Below are 18,969 nucleotides of genomic sequence, written 5' to 3'. Positions count from 1 at the left end.
AAATCAAAATGAATTTATACAACATCAAACACCCGGAAGAACAAGTAAGTTTTGCACAAGCTGTACGTCAAGGCTTAGGCAAAGACCAAGGTTTATTTTTTCCCAAAGTGATCCCAACTTTAAATAACATCGATGAATTATTGGCATTGCCTTTGGTAGATCGCAGCCAAAAAATTTTAGGGGCGTTAATCGGTGAAGAAATCCCGACTTATCAATTAAGCGAAATGGTGAAAAATGCTTTCACATTCCCGGCACCGGTCGCAAAAGTAGAAGACAATATCTATGCGTTAGAGTTATTCCACGGCCCGACACTGGCATTTAAAGATTTCGGTGGTCGTTTTATGGCACAAGCTTTAGCCACTGTACGCGGCGACGGCAAAATCACTATTTTGACTGCTACATCAGGGGACACCGGTGCGGCAGTAGCTCACGCATTTTACGGCTTAGAAAATATCGATGTGGTGATTTTATACCCGAAAGGCAAAATCAGTCCGTTACAAGAAAAATTATTCTGTACGTTGGGCGGCAATATTCGTACCGTGGCAATCAATGGCGATTTTGATGCCTGCCAAGCCTTAGTCAAACAGGCTTTTGATGATGCAAAATTGCGTGAAGCTATCGGTTTGAACTCGGCAAACTCCATTAATATCAGCCGTTTATTGGCTCAAGTGTGCTACTATTTTGAAGCGGCTGCACAGCTTTCTAAAGAACAACGTGAAAATCTAGTGGTTTCCGTGCCGAGCGGTAATTTTGGTAATTTAACGGCAGGATTGATCGCCAAAACTTTAGGTTTGCCGATTAAACGCTTTATTGCATCAACCAATACTAACGACACTGTGCCGCGTTATTTAACCAGCGGCAAATGGGAACCGAATGCGACGGTAGCAACCTTATCCAACGCGATGGATGTGAGCCGTCCGAACAATTGGCCGCGCGTGGAAGAATTATTTAAACGCAACGGCTGGTCGTTAAGCGATTTGCATTCCGCAGCAATTTCAGATGCACAAACAGAACAAACCTTGCGTGAAATGTATGGTAAAGGTTATTTATGTGAACCGCACGGTGCTATTGCATACGAAGTATTAAAAGGCGATTTGCAACCGAACGAAACCGGCTTGTTCTTGTGCACCGCACATCCGGCGAAATTCAAAGAATCCGTGGAACGCATTTTAGATCTTGAATTGCCATTACCGGAAACATTGGATAAACATAACAAATTACCGTTGTTATCTGATGAAATGGACAATGATTTTGCGAAATTAAGCACTTATTTATTAGCGAAATAAGAACCAAGTGCGGTAGAAAATGTTAAAATTTTCACCGCACTTTTCATTTCGTTTAAAGAAGGAAACCATGGATTTACATAACATTCGAGAGGAATACACCAAACGGGCATTATCCATTAAACAATGTGATGATAATCCGATTAAACAATTTGAGCTGTGGCAAAAAGAAGCCATTCAAGCCAAGGTCAACGAACCAACCGCAATGAATATCGCCACCGTAGGGGCAAACGGGCGACCGAGTGCCAGAATGGTGTTATTGAAAGAAGTTAGTACGCAAGGTTTTGTTTTTTTTACCAATTACGATAGCCACAAAGGACAGGAACTTGCGGCAAACCCTTTCGCCAATCTCACTTTTTTCTGGGCGGAATTACAACGCCAAGTGCGTATTGAAGGACGAGTGGAGAAAATCAGCGAGCAGGATTCTGATGAATATTTTTCATCTCGACCGTACACCAGCCGCATTGGAGCCTGGGCAAGCCAGCAAAGCCAAGTATTAGAAAATTATTCATCGCTATTGCTAAGTGCTGCCAAAATCACCCTGACTTATCCGGTAAACGTACCACGTCCGGCACATTGGGGCGGTTATATCGTTATTCCCGATATGATCGAATTCTGGCAGGGTCGCCCGAGCCGTCTGCATGATCGTATCCGTTACCGATTGGAGAACGGTGAATGGATTAAAGAGCGGCTGTATCCGTAAATTATCATACTAAGCTCATCAAGTGCGGTGGAAAATCTGAAAATTTCCACCGCACTTTTTTATAAACAGTTTGGGGATGGAATAAAAAGGATTCTATTTATATTCTAAGTTTTTAAATGGCGTTTTTTTATGTCTGACTTGCCGCCAAATATCAGCACACATGATTCTTTTAGCATTTTATTGGATACCTGCTTTAAATTAACGGAGCATTTTCCTCAAGCCGGTTATGCGAAAAAGCCGATTGCTCGCTGTTACAGGCGTTGTCGGATACAGGGGTTAATCAGTGATAACACAGGGATAGCCCTAGTCGCTATCCCTGCTATAAATTAAGACATTCGTCCGTTTTCAATTTCAATCACTTGATCACAAATTGCCATGGTGGATGCTCGGTGGCTAACTAATACCATCAATTTATCTTGTTTTTCTTGAATGAGCGATTGCAAAATGATGGCTTCGTTTAAGCTGTCTAAATTGCTGGTCGGTTCGTCCAATAAAATAATCGGTGCATCGTGCAAAAATGCACGGGCAATGCCGATGCGTTGTTTTTCCCCGTCGGACAGATTGCTGCCTAATTCGTTGATTTTAGTGTCATAACCTTCCGGTAAGCTCATAATAAACTCGTGAATAGATGCTTTTTGTGCGGCTTCAATCACTTGTTCACGGCTTGCCGAACGGTTTGCCATCGCAATATTTTCATAAATGGTTTCATTGAAAATATACGTTTGTTGAGTAACGTATGCCATATTATCACGCAAGCTGGCTGTGTTAATTTCCGATAACGGATATTGATTAATCTGAATTTGTCCTTGTTGCGGATCAAAAAATCGCATCATCAATTTTAATAATGTGCTTTTACCGCTGCCGCTACGACCGTGAATACCCAAAATCTGTCCTTTATGTAACGTAAGATTCAGATCCTGTAAAATCAGTTCATTGTCATAAGAAAAATGAAGATTTTGCACGTTAATTTGTTCGACATAAGCTAAATTCCGTTTGTTTTTCACATCGGACAGTGTCGGTTCTTCACTTAATAGGGTTAATACTCGTTCACCGCTGGCAAGTGTTTGCAACAGATTATTGGAAAGATTGCTGAGGGCAATTACCGGTCCATAACTGGACATTAATAAAATCATTGCGGTTAATAAACCGGCAAAATTGATGCTTTCTTGTTGGTATAAAAATAATCCTACCAATAAAATCAAAATATTAAAGGCAGACACGGCAATTTCCGTGTAGCTACGTACTTTGCCTTCTTGAGCTTTGATTTTCAAGAACGCTTGATCGATTGCCTGACTGCGACGATTGATTTCCACCAAACGTTGCTGTTGATTATCGAACAGTTGTACTTCTTTCATACCGCGAATAGAGTCTAAGAAATAATCGTTCATTTCGCCGACCAATTCTCGATATTTTCTGCCGTCTTCACGTGCAGATTGAGTGGTGATAATCGGCAAAATTACGCCGATGGTGAGATAGGCAGCTAGCGCAACCCAGACAAACCATAAAGAAATATGTGCAAAGACCAATAATAGAATGACCGATGTCACAAAAGCGATAGCAATCGGTGCAATGGTGTGGGCATAGAATACTTCCAATAATTCAATATCGTTTGTAACTAAAGAGAGAAGTTGACCGGATTGTTTGTTTTGCAGTTTGACGAAGGCCAATTTACGCAATGCACTAAAAACTTTATTTCGCAATAATGCTAATAATTTGAAAGCGATGTAGTGACCGGACATCTGTTCCAGATAACGTAGAATGCCACGCAGCACGGCGAATACAATAAGTGCGGTGAGAATTTGGGAAAAACTGAAATGAACTTGAAAATCAAGTAAATTCAATAATCCCAATGCACCGAATACCATAATAAAAATTGCGGTCAGAAAACCCAGTGTACCCATTGTAATGGTGAATGCCATAATATGAGCGAGCGGTGTGATGAGTTTAAGCAAATGCCACATAATAACAAAACCGTTCTTACGCATATTGCACCTCCTTGTGATCAGATATAGCACGCAGCATTTCTAAATTTTTTTGTTGTCGGAACATTTCGGCGTAAATACTGTTTTCGGTCATTAATTCGCCATGTTTGCCTTGTTCCGCTAATTGTCCGTTTTGCAATACATAAATTTGATCGGCATTGATCGCATTAGCCAAGCGGTGAGAAATCATAATAATGGTTTTTTCTGTTTTGAGTTGTTGAATAAATTGCAAAATAATCTCTTCACTTTCCACATCAATGTTGCTGGTGGCTTCATCGAAAATATAAACATCACTGTCTTGTAATAAAGCACGGGCAAGGGCTAAACGTTGGATTTGTCCGCCGGATAAATTTGTTCCGCGGCTGAGCAACGGCATATCTAATCCGCCGTTTTCTCGGATAAATTGTGCCAGGTTTACTTGTTCCAAGGCTTGATACATCTGATTATCGTCCGCATATTGTTGAGCCATTTGCAGGTTTTCTCGCACGCTTCCTTTGAAAATATAGCTGCTGTGGCTGACAAGGGAAATATGTTTATACAGCGAAGTGCGGTCTAAATCCCGGCTATTTTGTTGATTAAACCAAATATCGCCCCATTGTGCCCGATAAAATCCCATTAGCAACGAAACCAATGTCGATTTGCCGCAGCCGCTTTTCCCTACAAAGACGGTGAGTTGCTTCGGTTGAATAGTTAGGCTTAAACCGTTAATGGCTGTTTTTTCAGGGTTATAGGAAAAGTGCAGGTTTTCTATGCGAATAGCTACTTCATTTTTTTCTTCAAATTTGACCGCACTTTCGTTACGTTCCACCGGCAGATCCAGTAGGGTGAAAATCTTATCGGAAGCTGCTTTACCATTCATTGCTACATGGAAAAAAGAGCCGAGTAAACGCAGCGGAATAAAAAATTCCGATGCCAATAAAATAAAGACGATTACCGCAAAAACAGATAAATTTCCGTCTTGAAACTCTAATAATGCTGTCAGAATACCGACGGCAGCACCGCCGTAAGCCAGCAAATCCATAATAGATACGGAATTTAACTGCATAGTCAGCACTTTCATGGTAATCGTACGGAAATTTTCCGCTTCAATATCCATTTGTTTGCTTTTATATTCGTCGTCTTGGTAGATTTTTAATGTGACCAGACCTTGTAAGTTATCCAGAAAACTGCTGCCTAATCCCACATAAATCGCCCAATATTTTGCTAATAAGCGTTTGGCAATTTTATTAACGGCAATAATGGAAAGCGGAATCAAAGGCACACAAATGAGTAAAATCAACGCAGTGGGGGCATTTAAAAAAACGAGAACAATAAATAATGTGAGCGGAGCAAGTAGGCTATAAAATAGTTGCGGTAAATAACGGCCAAAATAAATTTCCAGTTGTTCCACTCCTTCGGAAGCTACTTGAATGATGGACGAAGTCGATTGTTGGTTTACTTGATTAAGCGGCATGTATGCCAGTTTTTGATAAATTAAAGTGCGAAGTTGATGTTTTACTTTTACACTGGCCAAATAAGAGGCTTGCACGGCTTTTTTACCGGCGAAAGAGCGTAATGCCAGTGCAACAATTAAACCGAGGGTGGAAAAAATAATGAGTGTGACGGTTAAATTATGTTGCCAGGCTTTTTGTAAAATTAAGCCGAAAATGACCGCACTTATAATTCCGCCCAGTAATGCCAACCAGTTCCATAATACATTGATCAAAATCCATTTTTTACTTTCAGGCACGGTATTAATGAGCCGTTTGTCTATCATCATTTGATTAATTCCTTTACAAATTTTTAAATAAAAATGGTTATCATTATATGAAATTTTATGTAAATTTAAAACAGAAAATAAAAAGGACTAAGTTTTTGCTTAAAACTTAGTCCTTAAATATAGGTATTTGAATAAATTATGAATAATACATCTCAAACTCAACCGGGTGCGGAGTCATATTCAAACGTTCTACTTCTTTACGTTTGAGGCCGATATAAGCATCCACGAAGTCTTTGCTGAATACGCTGCCTTGGGTTAAGAATTGGTAGTCGTTTTCCAAGGCGTTTAACGCTTCTTCCAAAGAACTTGCTACTGCCGGAATATCTTTTAATTCCTCCGGCGGTAAGTCGTAAAGGTTTTTATCCATAGCATCGCCCGGATGGATTTTATTGATAATACCGTCCAAGCCTGCCATTAATAGGGCGGAGAAAGCTAAATACGGGTTTGCCAATGGATCCGGGAAACGGGCTTCCACGCGAGTTGCTTTTGGTGAAGTCACTGCCGGAATACGGATTGAGGCGGAGCGGTTGCTGGCGGAATATGCTAACAACACGGGTGCTTCAAAGCCCGGTACCAAACGTTTATAAGAATTGGTGGACGGATTGGTAAACGCATTTAATGCTTTCGCGTGTTTGATGATACCACCGATGTAATACAATGCGGTTTCGGAAAGCCCTGCGTATTTATCGCCCATAAATACGTTTTTACCCTCTTTACTTAATGACATATTGCAGTGCATACCGGAACCGTTATCGCCGACGATTGGTTTAGGCATAAAACAGGCGGTTTTACCGTGTTCGTAAGCCACATTTTGTACTACATATTTGTAAATTTGGGTTTCGTCTGCTTTTAATGTTAACGTATTGAATTTAGTTGCAATTTCGTTTTGACCGGCTGTTGCCACTTCGTGATGGTGTGCTTCAATGACTAAGCCCATTTCTTCCAGAATCAAGCACATTTCAGAACGGATATCATGAGCGGTATCATTTGGTGCAACGGCACAGTAGCCGCCTTTTTTCAACGGGCGATAGCCGTTGTTGCCGTCTTCATAGCGTTTATTGGTATTCCAAGCCGCTTCAATATCGTCAACTTCATAGCTGTTACCGTTCATACCCACGCCGAAACGCACATCGTCAAATAAGAAAAATTCTGGTTCCGGACCCACTAATACGCTGTCTGCAATACCGGTGGATTTTAAATAGTTTTCCGCACGAATGGCAATAGAGCGGGGGTCGCGATCATAAAGCTGCATTGTGCTTGGTTCATAAATACTACAACGGATTGAAAGGGTAGGGATTTGAGCGAAAGGATCAACGACTGCGGTTTCGGCGATCGGCATTAACAGCATATCCGCTTTATTAATGCTTTTCCAACCTTCCACACTGGAACCATCAAACATTTTACCGTCTTCAAATAAGTCTTCATCAACCAAACTTACCGGAATGGAAACGCCGTGTTCTTTGCCTTTCATGTCAGTAAAGCGAAGTAAAACAAATTTAATCTCGTTTTCTTCAATTAATCTAAATACATCATCAATTGCCGCAGCATTTGTCATAGAAACATCCTTTAAAATTAAAAAAACAAATTTACAAGTCCGACATTCTATACTATTTTTAATCATTGTTTAATAAGATTTGCATGGAAAATGAAAAAAATCACTCAACCGCAATCCTACGGTAAATCTGTTTTCTATATGATTATCGCGTATGCCAGCATTGCATTAATGGGCGTATTTGTAAAATATGCGTCATCCACGTTGCCGCCCAATGAAGTGTTGTTTGCCCGCTTTTTTGTAGGGTTTCTATTTATTTTGCCGATGATCAAAAAAGATGCCCGTTTTAGTTTTAAAATTCGCGATAAACGCTATTCCGCCATGCGCGACGGTTTCGGTTTACTCGGTATGATTTGTATGTTTTACAGTTTGCAATACTTACCGGTTTCGCTGTCCGTATTGTTGATGAATACATCCGCATTATTTGTACCGTTGTTTGCCTTTTTGCTCTTCCGTAATAAAATTTCCCTGTTAGCGGTATGCTGTACGTTGATGGGATTTGTGGGAGTTGCTATTACATTAAGCGATATCACTCAAGATATTTCCTTGTATTATTTATTACTCGGTTTATTTGGTGCGATCTTTTCTGCATTGGCGTTTATTGCTTTACAAAAACTTAATCAGACCCATTCTCCATTAGAAATTATTTTCTATTTCTATTTTGTCAGTTTATTGATTATCCCTATGATCTTTGCTTATGAATGGATGATACCGAATTTAACGGAATTTTATTATTTAGTATTGGTAGGTATCACCGGATTGATTTTCCAAATTTTCTTAACCAAAGCGTTTCGCTTTCAAAATGTGGCGATGGTTAGCCCGTTTATTTTTACCGGCGTTATCTTTTCCAGCTTGTGCGATTGGTTGGTGTGGCGGAACTCGCCGACGGTGAATTTCTGGATTGGTGCCGTGATAATTATCACTTCCATCAGTTTATTAGGACGCCTGAAACGTAAGTAGAAAAATCAAGTAGAAACATAAAGTGCGGTGGTTTTTTCAAAAATTTTTATATTACCGCAGATTAATTCATAGCCGAGAAGAGGAAAACGTTGTATAATTGCCCGCTTTTAAAAACATGGTGGATTAAATTCGTTTTCGCGCTGTGCGAGCGATTCGCCGTTCTGTCCTAAAACGAATTTAATTCACTATATATTCTTTATCTTTAGTAACTCAAGACATATCAAATGAAAAACGAATTAGATATCAATAAATTGCGTAATATCGCAATTATCGCTCACGTTGACCACGGTAAAACCACCTTGGTGGACAAATTATTGCAACAATCCGGTACATTAGAAGCCGCTCGCGGAGAATCAGACGAGCGTGTAATGGATTCCAATGACTTGGAAAAAGAACGTGGCATTACTATTTTAGCGAAAAACACTGCAATTAACTGGAACGATTATCGTATTAATATCGTAGATACCCCAGGACACGCGGACTTTGGCGGCGAAGTAGAGCGTGTGCTTTCCATGGTAGACTGCGTATTGCTGATCGTGGATGCGTTCGACGGCCCGATGCCGCAAACCCGCTTTGTAACGCAAAAAGCCTTTGCTCACGGTTTGAAACCAATTGTCGTGATCAACAAAGTTGACCGTCTGGGAGCACGTCCGGATTGGGTAGTGGATCAAGTGTTTGATTTATTCGATAACCTTGGTGCAACAGACGAACAACTTGATTTCCCTATTGTGTATGCTTCCGCATTAAACGGCGTGGCAGGTTTGGAACATGAAGATTTAGCAGCGGATATGACTCCGTTATTCGAAGCCATTGTGAAATATGTTGAGCCGCCGAAAGTAGAATTAGATGCACCGTTCCAAATGCAAATTTCTCAACTTGACTATAATAACTATGTGGGCGTTATTGGTATCGGGCGTATCAAACGCGGTTCTGTTAAACCGAATCAACAAGTGACGATTATCGACAGCGAAGGCAAAACCCGCAACGGTAAAGTGGGTCAAGTGTTGGGGCATTTAGGTTTGGAACGTTTTGAAGAAGATGTTGCTAACGCAGGCGATATTATTGCTATTACCGGTTTGGGTGAATTGAATATTTCCGATACCATTTGTGATGTAAACAATGTGGAAGCGTTACCTGCGTTAAGCGTGGACGAACCGACCGTAACCATGTTCTTCTGTGTGAACACGTCTCCGTTCTGTGGTAAAGAGGGTAAATATGTCACGTCTCGTCAAATTTTAGAACGTTTGAACAAAGAATTAGTACACAATGTGGCATTACGCGTAGAAGAAACCGTGAATCCGGACGAATTTAAAGTCTCCGGTCGTGGCGAATTGCACTTATCCGTATTAATCGAAAATATGCGCCGTGAAGGTTATGAATTGGCGGTATCCCGTCCGAAAGTAATCTTCAAAGAACAAGACGGCCATAAACAGGAGCCGTTCGAGCAAGTAACTGTCGATATCGAAGAGCAACATCAAGGTGCGGTCATGGAAGCTTTGGGTTATCGTAAAGGCGAAGTACGCGACATGATTCCGGACGGCAAAGGTCGTACCCGTTTGGAATATGTAATCCCAAGTCGCGGCTTAATCGGCTTCCGTAACGAATTTATGACCATGACTTCCGGTACGGGTTTGTTATATTCCAGTTTCAGCCATTATGATGATGTAAAACCGGGCGAAATCGGTCAACGCAAAAACGGTGTGTTAATCTCTAATGCAACGGGTAAAGCTCTGGCTTATGCACTTTGGGGTTTGCAAGAACGCGGTAAATTAATGATTGATCACGGTACGGATGTGTATGAAGGTCAAATCATTGGTATTCACAGCCGTTCAAACGATTTAACCGTAAACTGTTTGCAGGGTAAAAAATTAACCAATATGCGCGCTTCAGGTAAAGATGATGCGATTCAATTAACTACTCCGTTAAGATTCAGCTTGGAACAAGCCTTAGAATTTATTGATGATGATGAGTTAGTGGAAGTTACTCCGACTTCTGTGCGTATTCGTAAAAAATTATTGACTGAAATGGAACGTAAACGTGCAAATCGTACGACGACCAGTACCAGTACGCAATAAAATTTAATCAAAATTAACCGCACTTTATTTGATAGCAGAAAAGTGCGGTTATTTTTTTGTGATTTAGATCACATTTCCAAATAAAAGCTATTCCTATTTTGTAAATTAATATCAATTTCTTTTCTTGATTGTGATAGACTTCCCCCCGAATTTATTTAATAAATTTTATTTAATAAAATAATTCTAACTAAAATTAAATAAGGAGCTCAAAATGAGTATTGCTATTATTATTGCAACTCACGGCGTAGCAGCAGAGCAGTTACTGAAAACAACGGAAATGTTGATTGGCGAACAAGAAAACGTTGCTTTTATTGATTTCGTGCCCGGTGAAAATGCTGAAACAATCATGCAAAAGTATCAAGCAAAATTAGCAGGTGAGCTGGCTCACTGCGATGAAGTGCTATTTTTGGTAGATACTTGGGGCGGTAGTCCGTTTAATGCAGCAAGTCGCGTAGCAGACGGTAAAGACAATATGGATATTGTGACCGGCGTGAACGTACCTATGTTGGTGGAAACCTTTATGGGACGTGATGACGGTCCGAGTCTGTCCGAATTAGTGGAAATTGCATTGGAAAGCGGCCGTATCGGTGTGCGTGCGTTAAAATCCCAAGAAGCGGAAAAAGAAGAAACGTCTGTTACTCAACAAGCCGTACCACAACCGGCAACACAGCCGCAAATTGTGGATAACGGTAAACGTATGACCTTCGGTCTGGTCCGCATTGATGACCGTTTAATTCATGGTCAAGTCGCAACTCGTTGGACAAAAGAAAGCAAAGTCAGTCGTATTATCGTGGTGAACGATGATGTGGCAAAAGATTCCGTGCGTTCTACAATGTTAAAAAGCGTAGCACCTCCGGGTGTGACCGCTCACGTGGTTGATGTGGAAAAAATGATCCGTGTCTATAACAACCCGGAATACGGAGATGATCGTGTTATGCTATTATTCACCAACCCTAGTGATATCGTGCGTTTACTTGATGCAGGCGTGCCAATGACGTCTGTGAATATCGGTGGTATTGCTTATAAAGATGGTAAAAAGATGATCACCAGTGCAGTATCGGTTGATGAGAAGGATATTGAAGCCTTCAAGAAAATTGATGCACAAGGCATTGAATTGGATGTGCGCAAAGTCTCTAACGATAACCGTCAATATATGATGGATCTATTAAAGAAAAACAACTTAATCTAAGGAAATAACAATGGAAATTTCAGCAATTCAAATTGTTTTCGTGTTCCTCGTTGCCTGTATTTCAGGTATGGGATCAATTCTTGATGAATGGCAAACCCACCGTCCGCTTATTGCCTGTACGCTTATCGGCTTGGTATTGGGCGATATTAAAACGGGGATTATCATTGGCGGTACGCTTGAATTAATGGCGCTCGGCTGGATGAACATCGGTGCGGCGATTGCGCCGGATGCCGCTTTGGCTTCAATTATCTCCACTATTTTGGTTATTGTGGGCCGTCAGGATATTTCTACCGGTATTGCCGTAGCGATTCCGCTTGCCGCTGCAGGACAGGTGTTGACCTATGTAGTGCGTGCGATTACCGTCGGTTTCCAACACGCGGCGGATAAATCCGTTCAAGACGGTAATTTAAGCCGTTTGGATTGGCTTCATTGTTCGGCATTATTATTGCAAGCAATGCGTATTGCGATCCCGGCATTAATCGTTGCATTAACAGCAGGTACCGATGCCGTACAAACGATGTTAGATGCCATTCCTGCAGTAGTCACAACGGGGCTGAAAATTGCCGGTGGCTTTATCGCTATCGTGGGTTATGCGATGGTTATCAATATGATGCGCGCAGGCCATTTAATGCCATTCTTCTATGCGGGCTTTGTTATCGCCGGTTTTACCGATTTCAACTTAGTGGCATTAGGCGTGTTAGGGGCAATTATGGCTATCCTTTATATCCAATTACACCCTAAATACAACAAAAGCCAACAAGTAGTGCAAGTTGCAGCAGCAGATAACAATGGCTTGGATAACCGTTTAGATTAATAGGGATTGAATTATGACAACTGAAAATTCACAAACAGTAAGAAAAGTAACGCAAAGTGATTTAAATGCGGTAGTGCTCCGTTCCAATTTATTCCAAGGTTCGTGGAACTTTGAGCGTATGCAGGCTTTAGGCTTTGCCTATGCAATGGCGCCGGTAATCAAACGTTTATATCCGGATCCAAATTCCGAAGAGCGTAAAAACGCCGTAAAACGCCACCTTGAATTTTTTAACACCCAACCTTTCGTTGCCGCGCCGGTATTGGGCGTAACTATCGCAATGGAAGAAGAACGTGCTAATGGTAAAGAAATTGATGACGCGGCGATCAATGGGATCAAAGTCGGTCTTATGGGGCCGCTTGCCGGCGTGGGTGATCCAATTTATTGGGGAACCGCGCGTCCTATTTTTGCGGCATTAGGGGCGACTTTAGCGCTTAACGGCGATATTTTAGGCCCGATTCTATTCTTCCTATTATTCAACTTAGTGCGCTTGGCGACTCGTTACTACGGCGTAACCTATGGCTATAAAAAAGGGTTGGATGTCGTGGGCGATATGAGCGGCGGTTTGTTGCAAAAACTCACGGAAGGGGCTTCTATCCTAGGTCTGTTTATTATCGGTGCCTTGGTACAAAAATGGACCAGCATTAACGTGCCATTGGTGGTGTCCGAAATCCAAAAGCAAGACGGTACCTTGGAAGTCACTACTGTGCAAAGCATTTTAGATAGCTTAATGCCCGGTTTATTGCCGCTATTAGTCACCTTTGGCTGTATGTGGTTACTACGCAATCGTGTAAATGCTTTATGGATTATCGTCGGCTTCTTTGCTATCGGTATTTTCGGTGCTTGGACGGGTATCTTAGCTTAATTACATGTAATTATTCTCTCTCCCGAAAGGGAGAGAATTTTTTGTTTTCTTAATATGACAAATCTTTTAATTCTCATCGGCATTATTTTCTTTTTTATTTTTGCTTTTTACGATCAATTCGGTATGGATCATTTGTATGGTAAAACGTTGCTTAAAGTGCGGTTAAAAAAGCGGGCGAAAATTGATGCCGTCATCTTCATCGGATTAATCGGCATTATTATTTACCAAAGTGCGGTCAGTATTGAAAAAGTTTCTTTATATTTATTGGTTGCAATTATTATTTTGGCAGTGTATGCGGCATTTATCCGTTTTCCGGCATTACTTCTCAAAAATAACGGCTTTTTTTATGGCAATTTGTTTGTCCATTATAATAAAATTCATGCAATTAATTTGACCGAAGACAAGATCTTAGTGATTGATTTAAATACTGGAAAACGTTTATTGATTCAGCCGGAAAGTGCGGGTGATTTGATACAAATTTTTGATATACTGACACAACTTGGCGTGATCAGCAAAGGTAGCCGACAAACTTTAAATCAATTGTTGAAAAAATAACGACTTTCATTTTTATCAGAATATTATCCTGGTTTATTTGCCTTAATCATTGTTATAATTCAAAGAAAAACGACGAAAGGAATCATTATGATTGAGATGATTAAAAGTTGGTACAAACGCCGCTTCAGCGATCCGCAAGCAATGGGATTGTTTGCCATTTTATTTTTCGGTTTTATTGTCTTTTATTTTTTCAGTCACTTAATAGCACCGCTATTAATTGCCATTGTATTAGCCTATTTATTGGAATGGCCGATTCGAATTCTTACCGATACGTTAAAATTACCCCATGCACTTTCTCTCTTTTTAGTGTTGGGCGGTTTTATCAGTCTCGTATTTTTTATGGTCGTGTTCTTGCTACCGACGCTCTGGAACCAAACGCTCAGTTTAATCCAAGATTTGCCGAATATGGTGAATCAATTGCAGGAATGGGTCTTATCATTGCCGGAACATTATCCCGAAGTCATTGATTATGCCATGGTGGACAGCCTGTTTAATGCATCCCGCGAACGCATTCTAGGCTATGGCGAATCTGTGGTAAAACTTTCGATAACCTCTTTAATGAGTTTGGTGACAATCGGTATTTATATTTTTCTTGTACCTTTGATGGTTTTTTTCTTGCTAAAAGACAAGAAAGAATTATTGGCGGCAGTCAGCCGTTTTTTACCGCGAAACCGTACGTTGGCATCTAAAGTCTGGAAAGAAATGCAATTTCAAATTGCAAATTACATCCGCGGAAAATCCCTTGAAATTCTGATTGTAGCCGTAGTCAGCTATATTATTTTCTTATTTTTCGGATTGCGTTATCCGTTGCTATTAGCGGTTGCCGTAGGTTTTTCCGTATTAGTGCCCTATATCGGTGCGGTCTTAGTCACGATCCCGGTTGCGTTGGTGGCATTACTGCAATTCGGTATCAGCCCGACCTTTGGTTATCTCATGGCGGCTTATGTGATTAGTCAATTATTAGACGGCAATTTATTAGTGCCATTCTTATTTTCCGAAGCGGTGAATTTGCATCCGCTTACGATCATTATTGCCGTATTAATCTTCGGCGGATTATGGGGATTCTGGGGCGTCTTTTTTGCCATTCCCCTTGCAACCTTAGTAAAAGCGGTGGTTAATGCTTGGCCGTCTAATGAATAGTTGATTTTTGATTATGCCGGTTTTACTCTTTTTGCACCACGACGGGCAATAAGAGCTGCTCTGGCATGATCATAAATATAGTTATAAACAAAAGAATAAGCCGTCACAAAAATTGTCATCGCAATATCCATTACAAAAGCTTCCCATAAGCTGATATTCAATGCCCAAGCGACAAAGGGAATCGTAGCGAGCAACAACCCGCCTTCAAATAAAGTTACGTGCAATAAACGGGTAACCAGACTGCGTTTTTCTCTTGCTCCCGTATGGAATTTATCAAATGCCCAGTTAAACACCATATTCCACACCATTGCCATAACTGAAATACCGATAATCGTACCGGATAATGCCCCGGTTCCGTGATGAGTGGCTCCCGCCATTAATAACACAGTGAAGAGCACTACAAAGATTTCAAATAAAATCGCGTGGAAAATACGTTCTGTTAAAGACATTTTTACTCCTAAAATTTAGTTTAATCAAACGTTGCTACGAATTATACTCGTAATTTATGATAAAAGAAGTTAAACTCTATCACTAAAAGTGATAGGGTAGAAGTGTAGGAAGCCAAAATGTACACATTAGAGCAATTAAAAATTTTTGTCGCTGTAACGGAATTGGGCTCATTTTCTGCGGTGGCTCGCAAGCTTAATCGGGCTCAATCCGGCATCAGTCAGGCTATTGGCAATTTGGAAATTGAATTTAATCAAGAATTATTTGTGCGGGAAAAAGGTTCGGTGACGCTTACGGAAAACGGTAAGGCATTATTACCGCAGATTAAATTATTATTGCAACAATCGCAATTTTTAGATCAAAAACTCACCGCACTTGAACAAACTCAGGAACATCAAATTACTATTGCCTTTGATGAAACCTTGCTGAGCGATGATTTAACAGACTTATTTCAACAGGTTGCCGAACAATTTCCTACAACGATTATCGAACTAATCACGGCTTCCACCTTTGATATTGAAACAATGATTGATTCGGGGCAGGCTCATTTAGGTGTGGCTTATCGCAATTATACCTCGCAAAATCAATTAGATATGTTCTTTCTTGGTTATAACCGATTTATTGCCGTGGCGGCACCGGAACATCCGTTAGCAAAGTCGGACATTGTTTCTTTGGATGATTTGACCCGTCACCGCCATTTAGTTCATCGAAGTTTGGAGCATAAAGAGCATTTATTCAGCAATGCTTTGTCACCAATGCCTTGGTATTCCAACAGCTACTACAATTTATTGAATTTGGCGGAAGGCAATATTGGTTGGGCAGATGTACCGGAACGGTTGGCGGAAAATGCGTTAAAACAAGGCCGATTGGTAAAATTAAAATTGGAAGCCGAACCGGAAGGCAATGTGATTCCCGTGATTTGCCTGCGTTCCCGTCAACTATCACAAGGCAAAGTAATGACCTATTTGGTAAAAATGTTGGAACAGCATTGGGAGCGGAATAAAAAATAAGCGAAAACACAATGGGTTTTCCTTAGATTGCTGACAAATCTTCCCCCGTTTACGGGAGAGAGTTTAAAATTATTGACTTTATCAATAAACAAAGGGAAAACACAATAGTTTTCCCTTTAGCTATTCCGGTAAAAAGTGCGGTTATTTTTTCACAAATTTATTATCTAATGCAAATGCACCCGGACCGCTGAACACGAATAAGAAAAATACGACAGAGTATAATAATGCCAATTCGCCCTGGTTGGCCAATGGCAGGAAAATATCCGCCGCTTTGGCATGCATAATGAAATAGGCGTAAGCCATTTGACCGGACATTAAAAATGCTGCCGGGCGGGTGAATAAACCTAAGATTAATAATAAACCGCCGCTCACTTCGATTAAACCGCCTATGCCGTACATTGAGAATAATGGTACGCTGCCGTTGCCACCGGTCATTGAAATCGGGAATTCAAAGAATTTCGCAGTACCGTGCAACAAGAACATATAGCCGGCAACGATACGTAATAATGCTAAAGCAAGGGGATGATATTTGTTTAATTTTTCCATTTTTATTTTTCCTTTATAAAAATTGTTGAATTGTTTGTTCGGGGCGTATTGTAGTGAGCTTACAATTTTTTAACAATAATTAAAAAAGAAAATAACTTTTTCTTATTTGTTAATAATACCGATATTTGTTAACCAATCTAAAAACGATTCCGGTGGCATAAAACCGGTAACGCGGGAACCGGAAATTTCTTTGCCCTGTTGATCAAAGAAAATTATTGTCGGTAAACCGATTACGTTTAACTGCGTCATTAAAGTGCGGTTGCTTTCTGAATTTTTTGTCATATCTACCCGTAATAGCAGCAGATTTGCAAAGGCTTGCTGAACGTTTCTGTCACTAAAGGTATATTTCTCAAATTCTTTACAAGCCACACACCAATCCGCATAAAGATCCAGCATCACAAAAGATTTAGGGTTATCGGCTAATACTTGTTGTAGTTCTTCATAAGTGGTGATGGCTTGAAAATTATTGTAATTTTCCACCGCACTTTGCGGTGTAACCGTGGGTTGCCAAATCCAATCTTGTAGCGGTTTCGCAATAATAATGGCAGCAACTAACAAAATCACTTGCACCACACGGGCGAACCAGCCTTGTTTAAATTGCAGAGCGAGCCAAATTAAGAAACTCACGCTCAACAACGACCATAATCGCCATTCCCATTCAGGCCATAATCGGGAAATTAAAAATACCGGCAAGGCCAACATCACAAAACCGAATGCGGTTTTGACTGCGTTCAGCCAATCGCCGGATTTCGGCAGGACTTTATTGCCGAATAAGGTAATCAGCATTAACGGAACGCCCATTCCCAATGCCAGCAAATAGAGCGTTAATCCGCCGGTAAGCATATCACCGGTTTGTGCCACATAGAGTAATACGCCGGATAGAGGCGCGGTGATACAGGGTGAGGCGATAAGTCCGGCAATCATACCCATTGCGAACACGCCGCCGTATGCTCCGCTTTGTTGTTTTTGGCTCCAAGCCGTGAGTTTTGTTTGTAGGCTGCTTGGCAGTTGTAATTCAAATAAACCGAACATGGAAAGTGCCAACAAGACAAAAATCACCGATAATGTGATTAACACCGCAGGGCTTTGTAATGCCACTTGGAAGGGCAAACCGACGGCAGAGACAATTAAGCCCATTGCCGTATAAGTGACCGCCATGCCTTGTACATAGGTAAAACTTAAGCCAAAGGCACGAATCGTATTACCGCGGTTTTGTCCGATTACAATGGCGGAAAGCAACGGCAGCATCGGTAATACGCATGGGGTAAATGCTAAGCCTAAACCCAGTAAGAAAAACCAAAACATAGATGTTTTATTTTGTACCAAGCCTTGTGCCAGTCGGTCTTGTTCGGAAAGTGCGGTGGAATTTGCAGAAATTTCGGCGTTTTCAACCGCACTTTTGAGCGTAATCCTTTGGGTTTCCGGCGGATAACAAAAGCCTTTGGTGCAACCTTGGTAAGTGATTTCCAACAGTGCATTCCGGGCGATTTGCGTGAGCGGCACATCAATATTTAATTCGTGACGGAAAATTTCCACATTACCGAAAAATTCGTCGTGGTATTGTTCTGCAACAGGAAACACAATGTTCCCAATTTCGGCATTAAGCGGTTTAATATTGATTTCTTTTTTATACAAATAATAGCCATCGGCAATTTGCCAATGCAATGTCATTTGTTGCGATTGTTGCTGAGCAGAAAATACAAAGGCTTGCTCCGAACGCAAATATTTGGATTTATTATTATCAAATAAACCGGCGTGCAGATTGAGGCTGAAAAATATTAAGAATAAAAATATAAAGGAATAAAGTTTTCGCATAATAATCGGATTTACAAAATTTTTACAAATTCTACCGCACTTTATGTTGAAACTCTATAAGCAATTTGAGTAAACAAAAAAGAGCCTTGCGGCTCTTCAGACCACTGACAAACCCACCTTTTCAAAATAATTTGATAAAAGTGGGTTTGTTTTTTTACATTATCGCTTTTCTCTTGATTTTTCCTTTCAGATAACCACACAAGCAGTCATTTTCCCTGATTTTTTTGCAAATACTCTAGACGAGCATAATTTGAGCCATAAACAATACAAAAAAGCC

The 18,969-nt window shown here is 40.7% G+C and carries 16 protein-coding genes; 10 read left to right on the top strand and 6 right to left on the bottom strand.

Features of this window, described 5'->3' with window-relative positions:
- Nucleotides 1–8 precede the first annotated feature (8 nt).
- A complete protein-coding gene (gene thrC, locus EDC44_RS02030) occupies nucleotides 9–1,286 on the top strand; it encodes a threonine synthase (protein WP_131974878.1) in 1,278 nt (425 codons plus the stop codon).
- Between the two features lie 67 nt (nucleotides 1,287–1,353).
- Nucleotides 1,354–1,986, top strand: coding sequence for a pyridoxamine 5'-phosphate oxidase (gene pdxH, locus EDC44_RS02025; RefSeq protein ID WP_131975117.1), 633 nt, complete (start codon nucleotides 1,354–1,356; stop codon nucleotides 1,984–1,986).
- Between the two features lie 326 nt (nucleotides 1,987–2,312).
- Here pdxH and EDC44_RS02020 read toward each other — a convergent pair whose 3' ends face one another.
- The 3 genes from EDC44_RS02020 to glnA all read right to left on the bottom strand — a co-directional run bounded on the left by EDC44_RS02020 (nucleotide 2,313) and on the right by glnA (nucleotide 7,282).
- Nucleotides 2,313–3,971, bottom strand: a complete 1,659-nt coding sequence (locus EDC44_RS02020; RefSeq protein WP_131974876.1) for an amino acid ABC transporter ATP-binding/permease protein — start codon at nucleotides 3,969–3,971, stop codon at nucleotides 2,313–2,315.
- Complete coding sequence (locus EDC44_RS02015; protein WP_131974874.1) at nucleotides 3,964–5,727, bottom strand: ABC transporter ATP-binding protein/permease; 1,764 nt, start codon at nucleotides 5,725–5,727, stop codon at nucleotides 3,964–3,966. The genes EDC44_RS02020 and EDC44_RS02015 overlap by 8 nt, the downstream gene beginning before the upstream one ends.
- A gap of 136 nt (nucleotides 5,728–5,863) precedes the next feature.
- Nucleotides 5,864–7,282 carry a glutamate--ammonia ligase gene (glnA, locus tag EDC44_RS02010; RefSeq protein WP_131974872.1) on the bottom strand — a complete coding sequence of 473 codons (1,419 nt, stop codon included), beginning with the start codon at nucleotides 7,280–7,282 and terminating at the stop codon, nucleotides 5,864–5,866.
- A gap of 90 nt (nucleotides 7,283–7,372) precedes the next feature.
- Here glnA and EDC44_RS02005 point away from each other — a divergent pair, with 90 nt between their 5' ends.
- The 7 genes from EDC44_RS02005 (at nucleotide 7,373) to EDC44_RS01975 (ending at nucleotide 14,874) form a co-directional block, all read left to right on the top strand.
- Nucleotides 7,373–8,239 carry a DMT family transporter gene (locus tag EDC44_RS02005; protein ID WP_131974870.1) on the top strand — a complete coding sequence of 289 codons (867 nt, stop codon included), beginning with the start codon at nucleotides 7,373–7,375 and terminating at the stop codon, nucleotides 8,237–8,239.
- Between the two features lie 224 nt (nucleotides 8,240–8,463).
- Nucleotides 8,464–10,314 (top strand): translational GTPase TypA, encoded by a 1,851-nt coding sequence (gene typA, locus EDC44_RS02000; protein WP_131974867.1) that lies wholly within the window; start codon nucleotides 8,464–8,466, stop codon nucleotides 10,312–10,314.
- Between the two features lie 211 nt (nucleotides 10,315–10,525).
- A complete protein-coding gene (manX, locus tag EDC44_RS01995; protein ID WP_131974865.1) occupies nucleotides 10,526–11,503 on the top strand; it encodes a PTS mannose transporter subunit IIAB in 978 nt (325 codons plus the stop codon).
- Between the two features lie 10 nt (nucleotides 11,504–11,513).
- Nucleotides 11,514–12,317 (top strand): PTS mannose/fructose/sorbose transporter subunit IIC, encoded by an 804-nt coding sequence (locus EDC44_RS01990; RefSeq protein WP_131974863.1) that lies wholly within the window; start codon nucleotides 11,514–11,516, stop codon nucleotides 12,315–12,317.
- 13 nt (nucleotides 12,318–12,330) lie between these two features.
- Entirely contained in the window at nucleotides 12,331–13,179 is an 849-nt protein-coding gene (locus tag EDC44_RS01985; protein ID WP_131974861.1) for a PTS mannose transporter subunit IID, read from the top strand.
- A 54-nt stretch (nucleotides 13,180–13,233) separates the two neighbouring features.
- The gene (locus EDC44_RS01980) at nucleotides 13,234–13,734 is read left to right on the top strand and encodes a DUF986 family protein (RefSeq protein ID WP_131974859.1); all 501 of its coding nucleotides are present in this window, start codon (nucleotides 13,234–13,236) and stop codon (nucleotides 13,732–13,734) included.
- An 87-nt stretch (nucleotides 13,735–13,821) separates the two neighbouring features.
- Nucleotides 13,822–14,874 (top strand): AI-2E family transporter, encoded by a 1,053-nt coding sequence (locus EDC44_RS01975; RefSeq protein ID WP_131974857.1) that lies wholly within the window; start codon nucleotides 13,822–13,824, stop codon nucleotides 14,872–14,874.
- Between the two features lie 11 nt (nucleotides 14,875–14,885).
- On the opposite strand, the gene EDC44_RS01970 is transcribed toward EDC44_RS01975, so the two are convergent.
- Nucleotides 14,886–15,323 carry a PACE efflux transporter gene (locus EDC44_RS01970; RefSeq protein WP_131974855.1) on the bottom strand — a complete coding sequence of 146 codons (438 nt, stop codon included), beginning with the start codon at nucleotides 15,321–15,323 and terminating at the stop codon, nucleotides 14,886–14,888.
- A 117-nt stretch (nucleotides 15,324–15,440) separates the two neighbouring features.
- Here EDC44_RS01970 and EDC44_RS01965 point away from each other — a divergent pair, with 117 nt between their 5' ends.
- Nucleotides 15,441–16,331: a LysR family transcriptional regulator gene (locus tag EDC44_RS01965; RefSeq protein ID WP_131974853.1), complete on the top strand. Its 891-nt coding sequence runs from the start codon at nucleotides 15,441–15,443 to the stop codon at nucleotides 16,329–16,331.
- Nucleotides 16,332–16,472: 141 nt separating this feature from the next.
- Here the strand turns inward: EDC44_RS01965 and EDC44_RS01960 are convergent, their stop codons facing one another.
- Nucleotides 16,473–16,877 (bottom strand): DoxX family protein, encoded by a 405-nt coding sequence (locus EDC44_RS01960; protein WP_131974851.1) that lies wholly within the window; start codon nucleotides 16,875–16,877, stop codon nucleotides 16,473–16,475.
- 102 nt (nucleotides 16,878–16,979) lie between these two features.
- A complete protein-coding gene (locus EDC44_RS01955; protein ID WP_131974849.1) occupies nucleotides 16,980–18,692 on the bottom strand; it encodes a protein-disulfide reductase DsbD in 1,713 nt (570 codons plus the stop codon).
- Between the last annotated feature and the right edge of the window lie 277 nt (nucleotides 18,693–18,969).

The sequence above is a fragment of the Cricetibacter osteomyelitidis genome (assembly GCF_004340985.1).
Taxonomy (GTDB): domain Bacteria; phylum Pseudomonadota; class Gammaproteobacteria; order Enterobacterales; family Pasteurellaceae; genus Cricetibacter; species Cricetibacter osteomyelitidis.
Note: the sequence above shows the minus strand (reverse complement) of the source record. Positions and strands in the feature narration are given on the sequence as shown.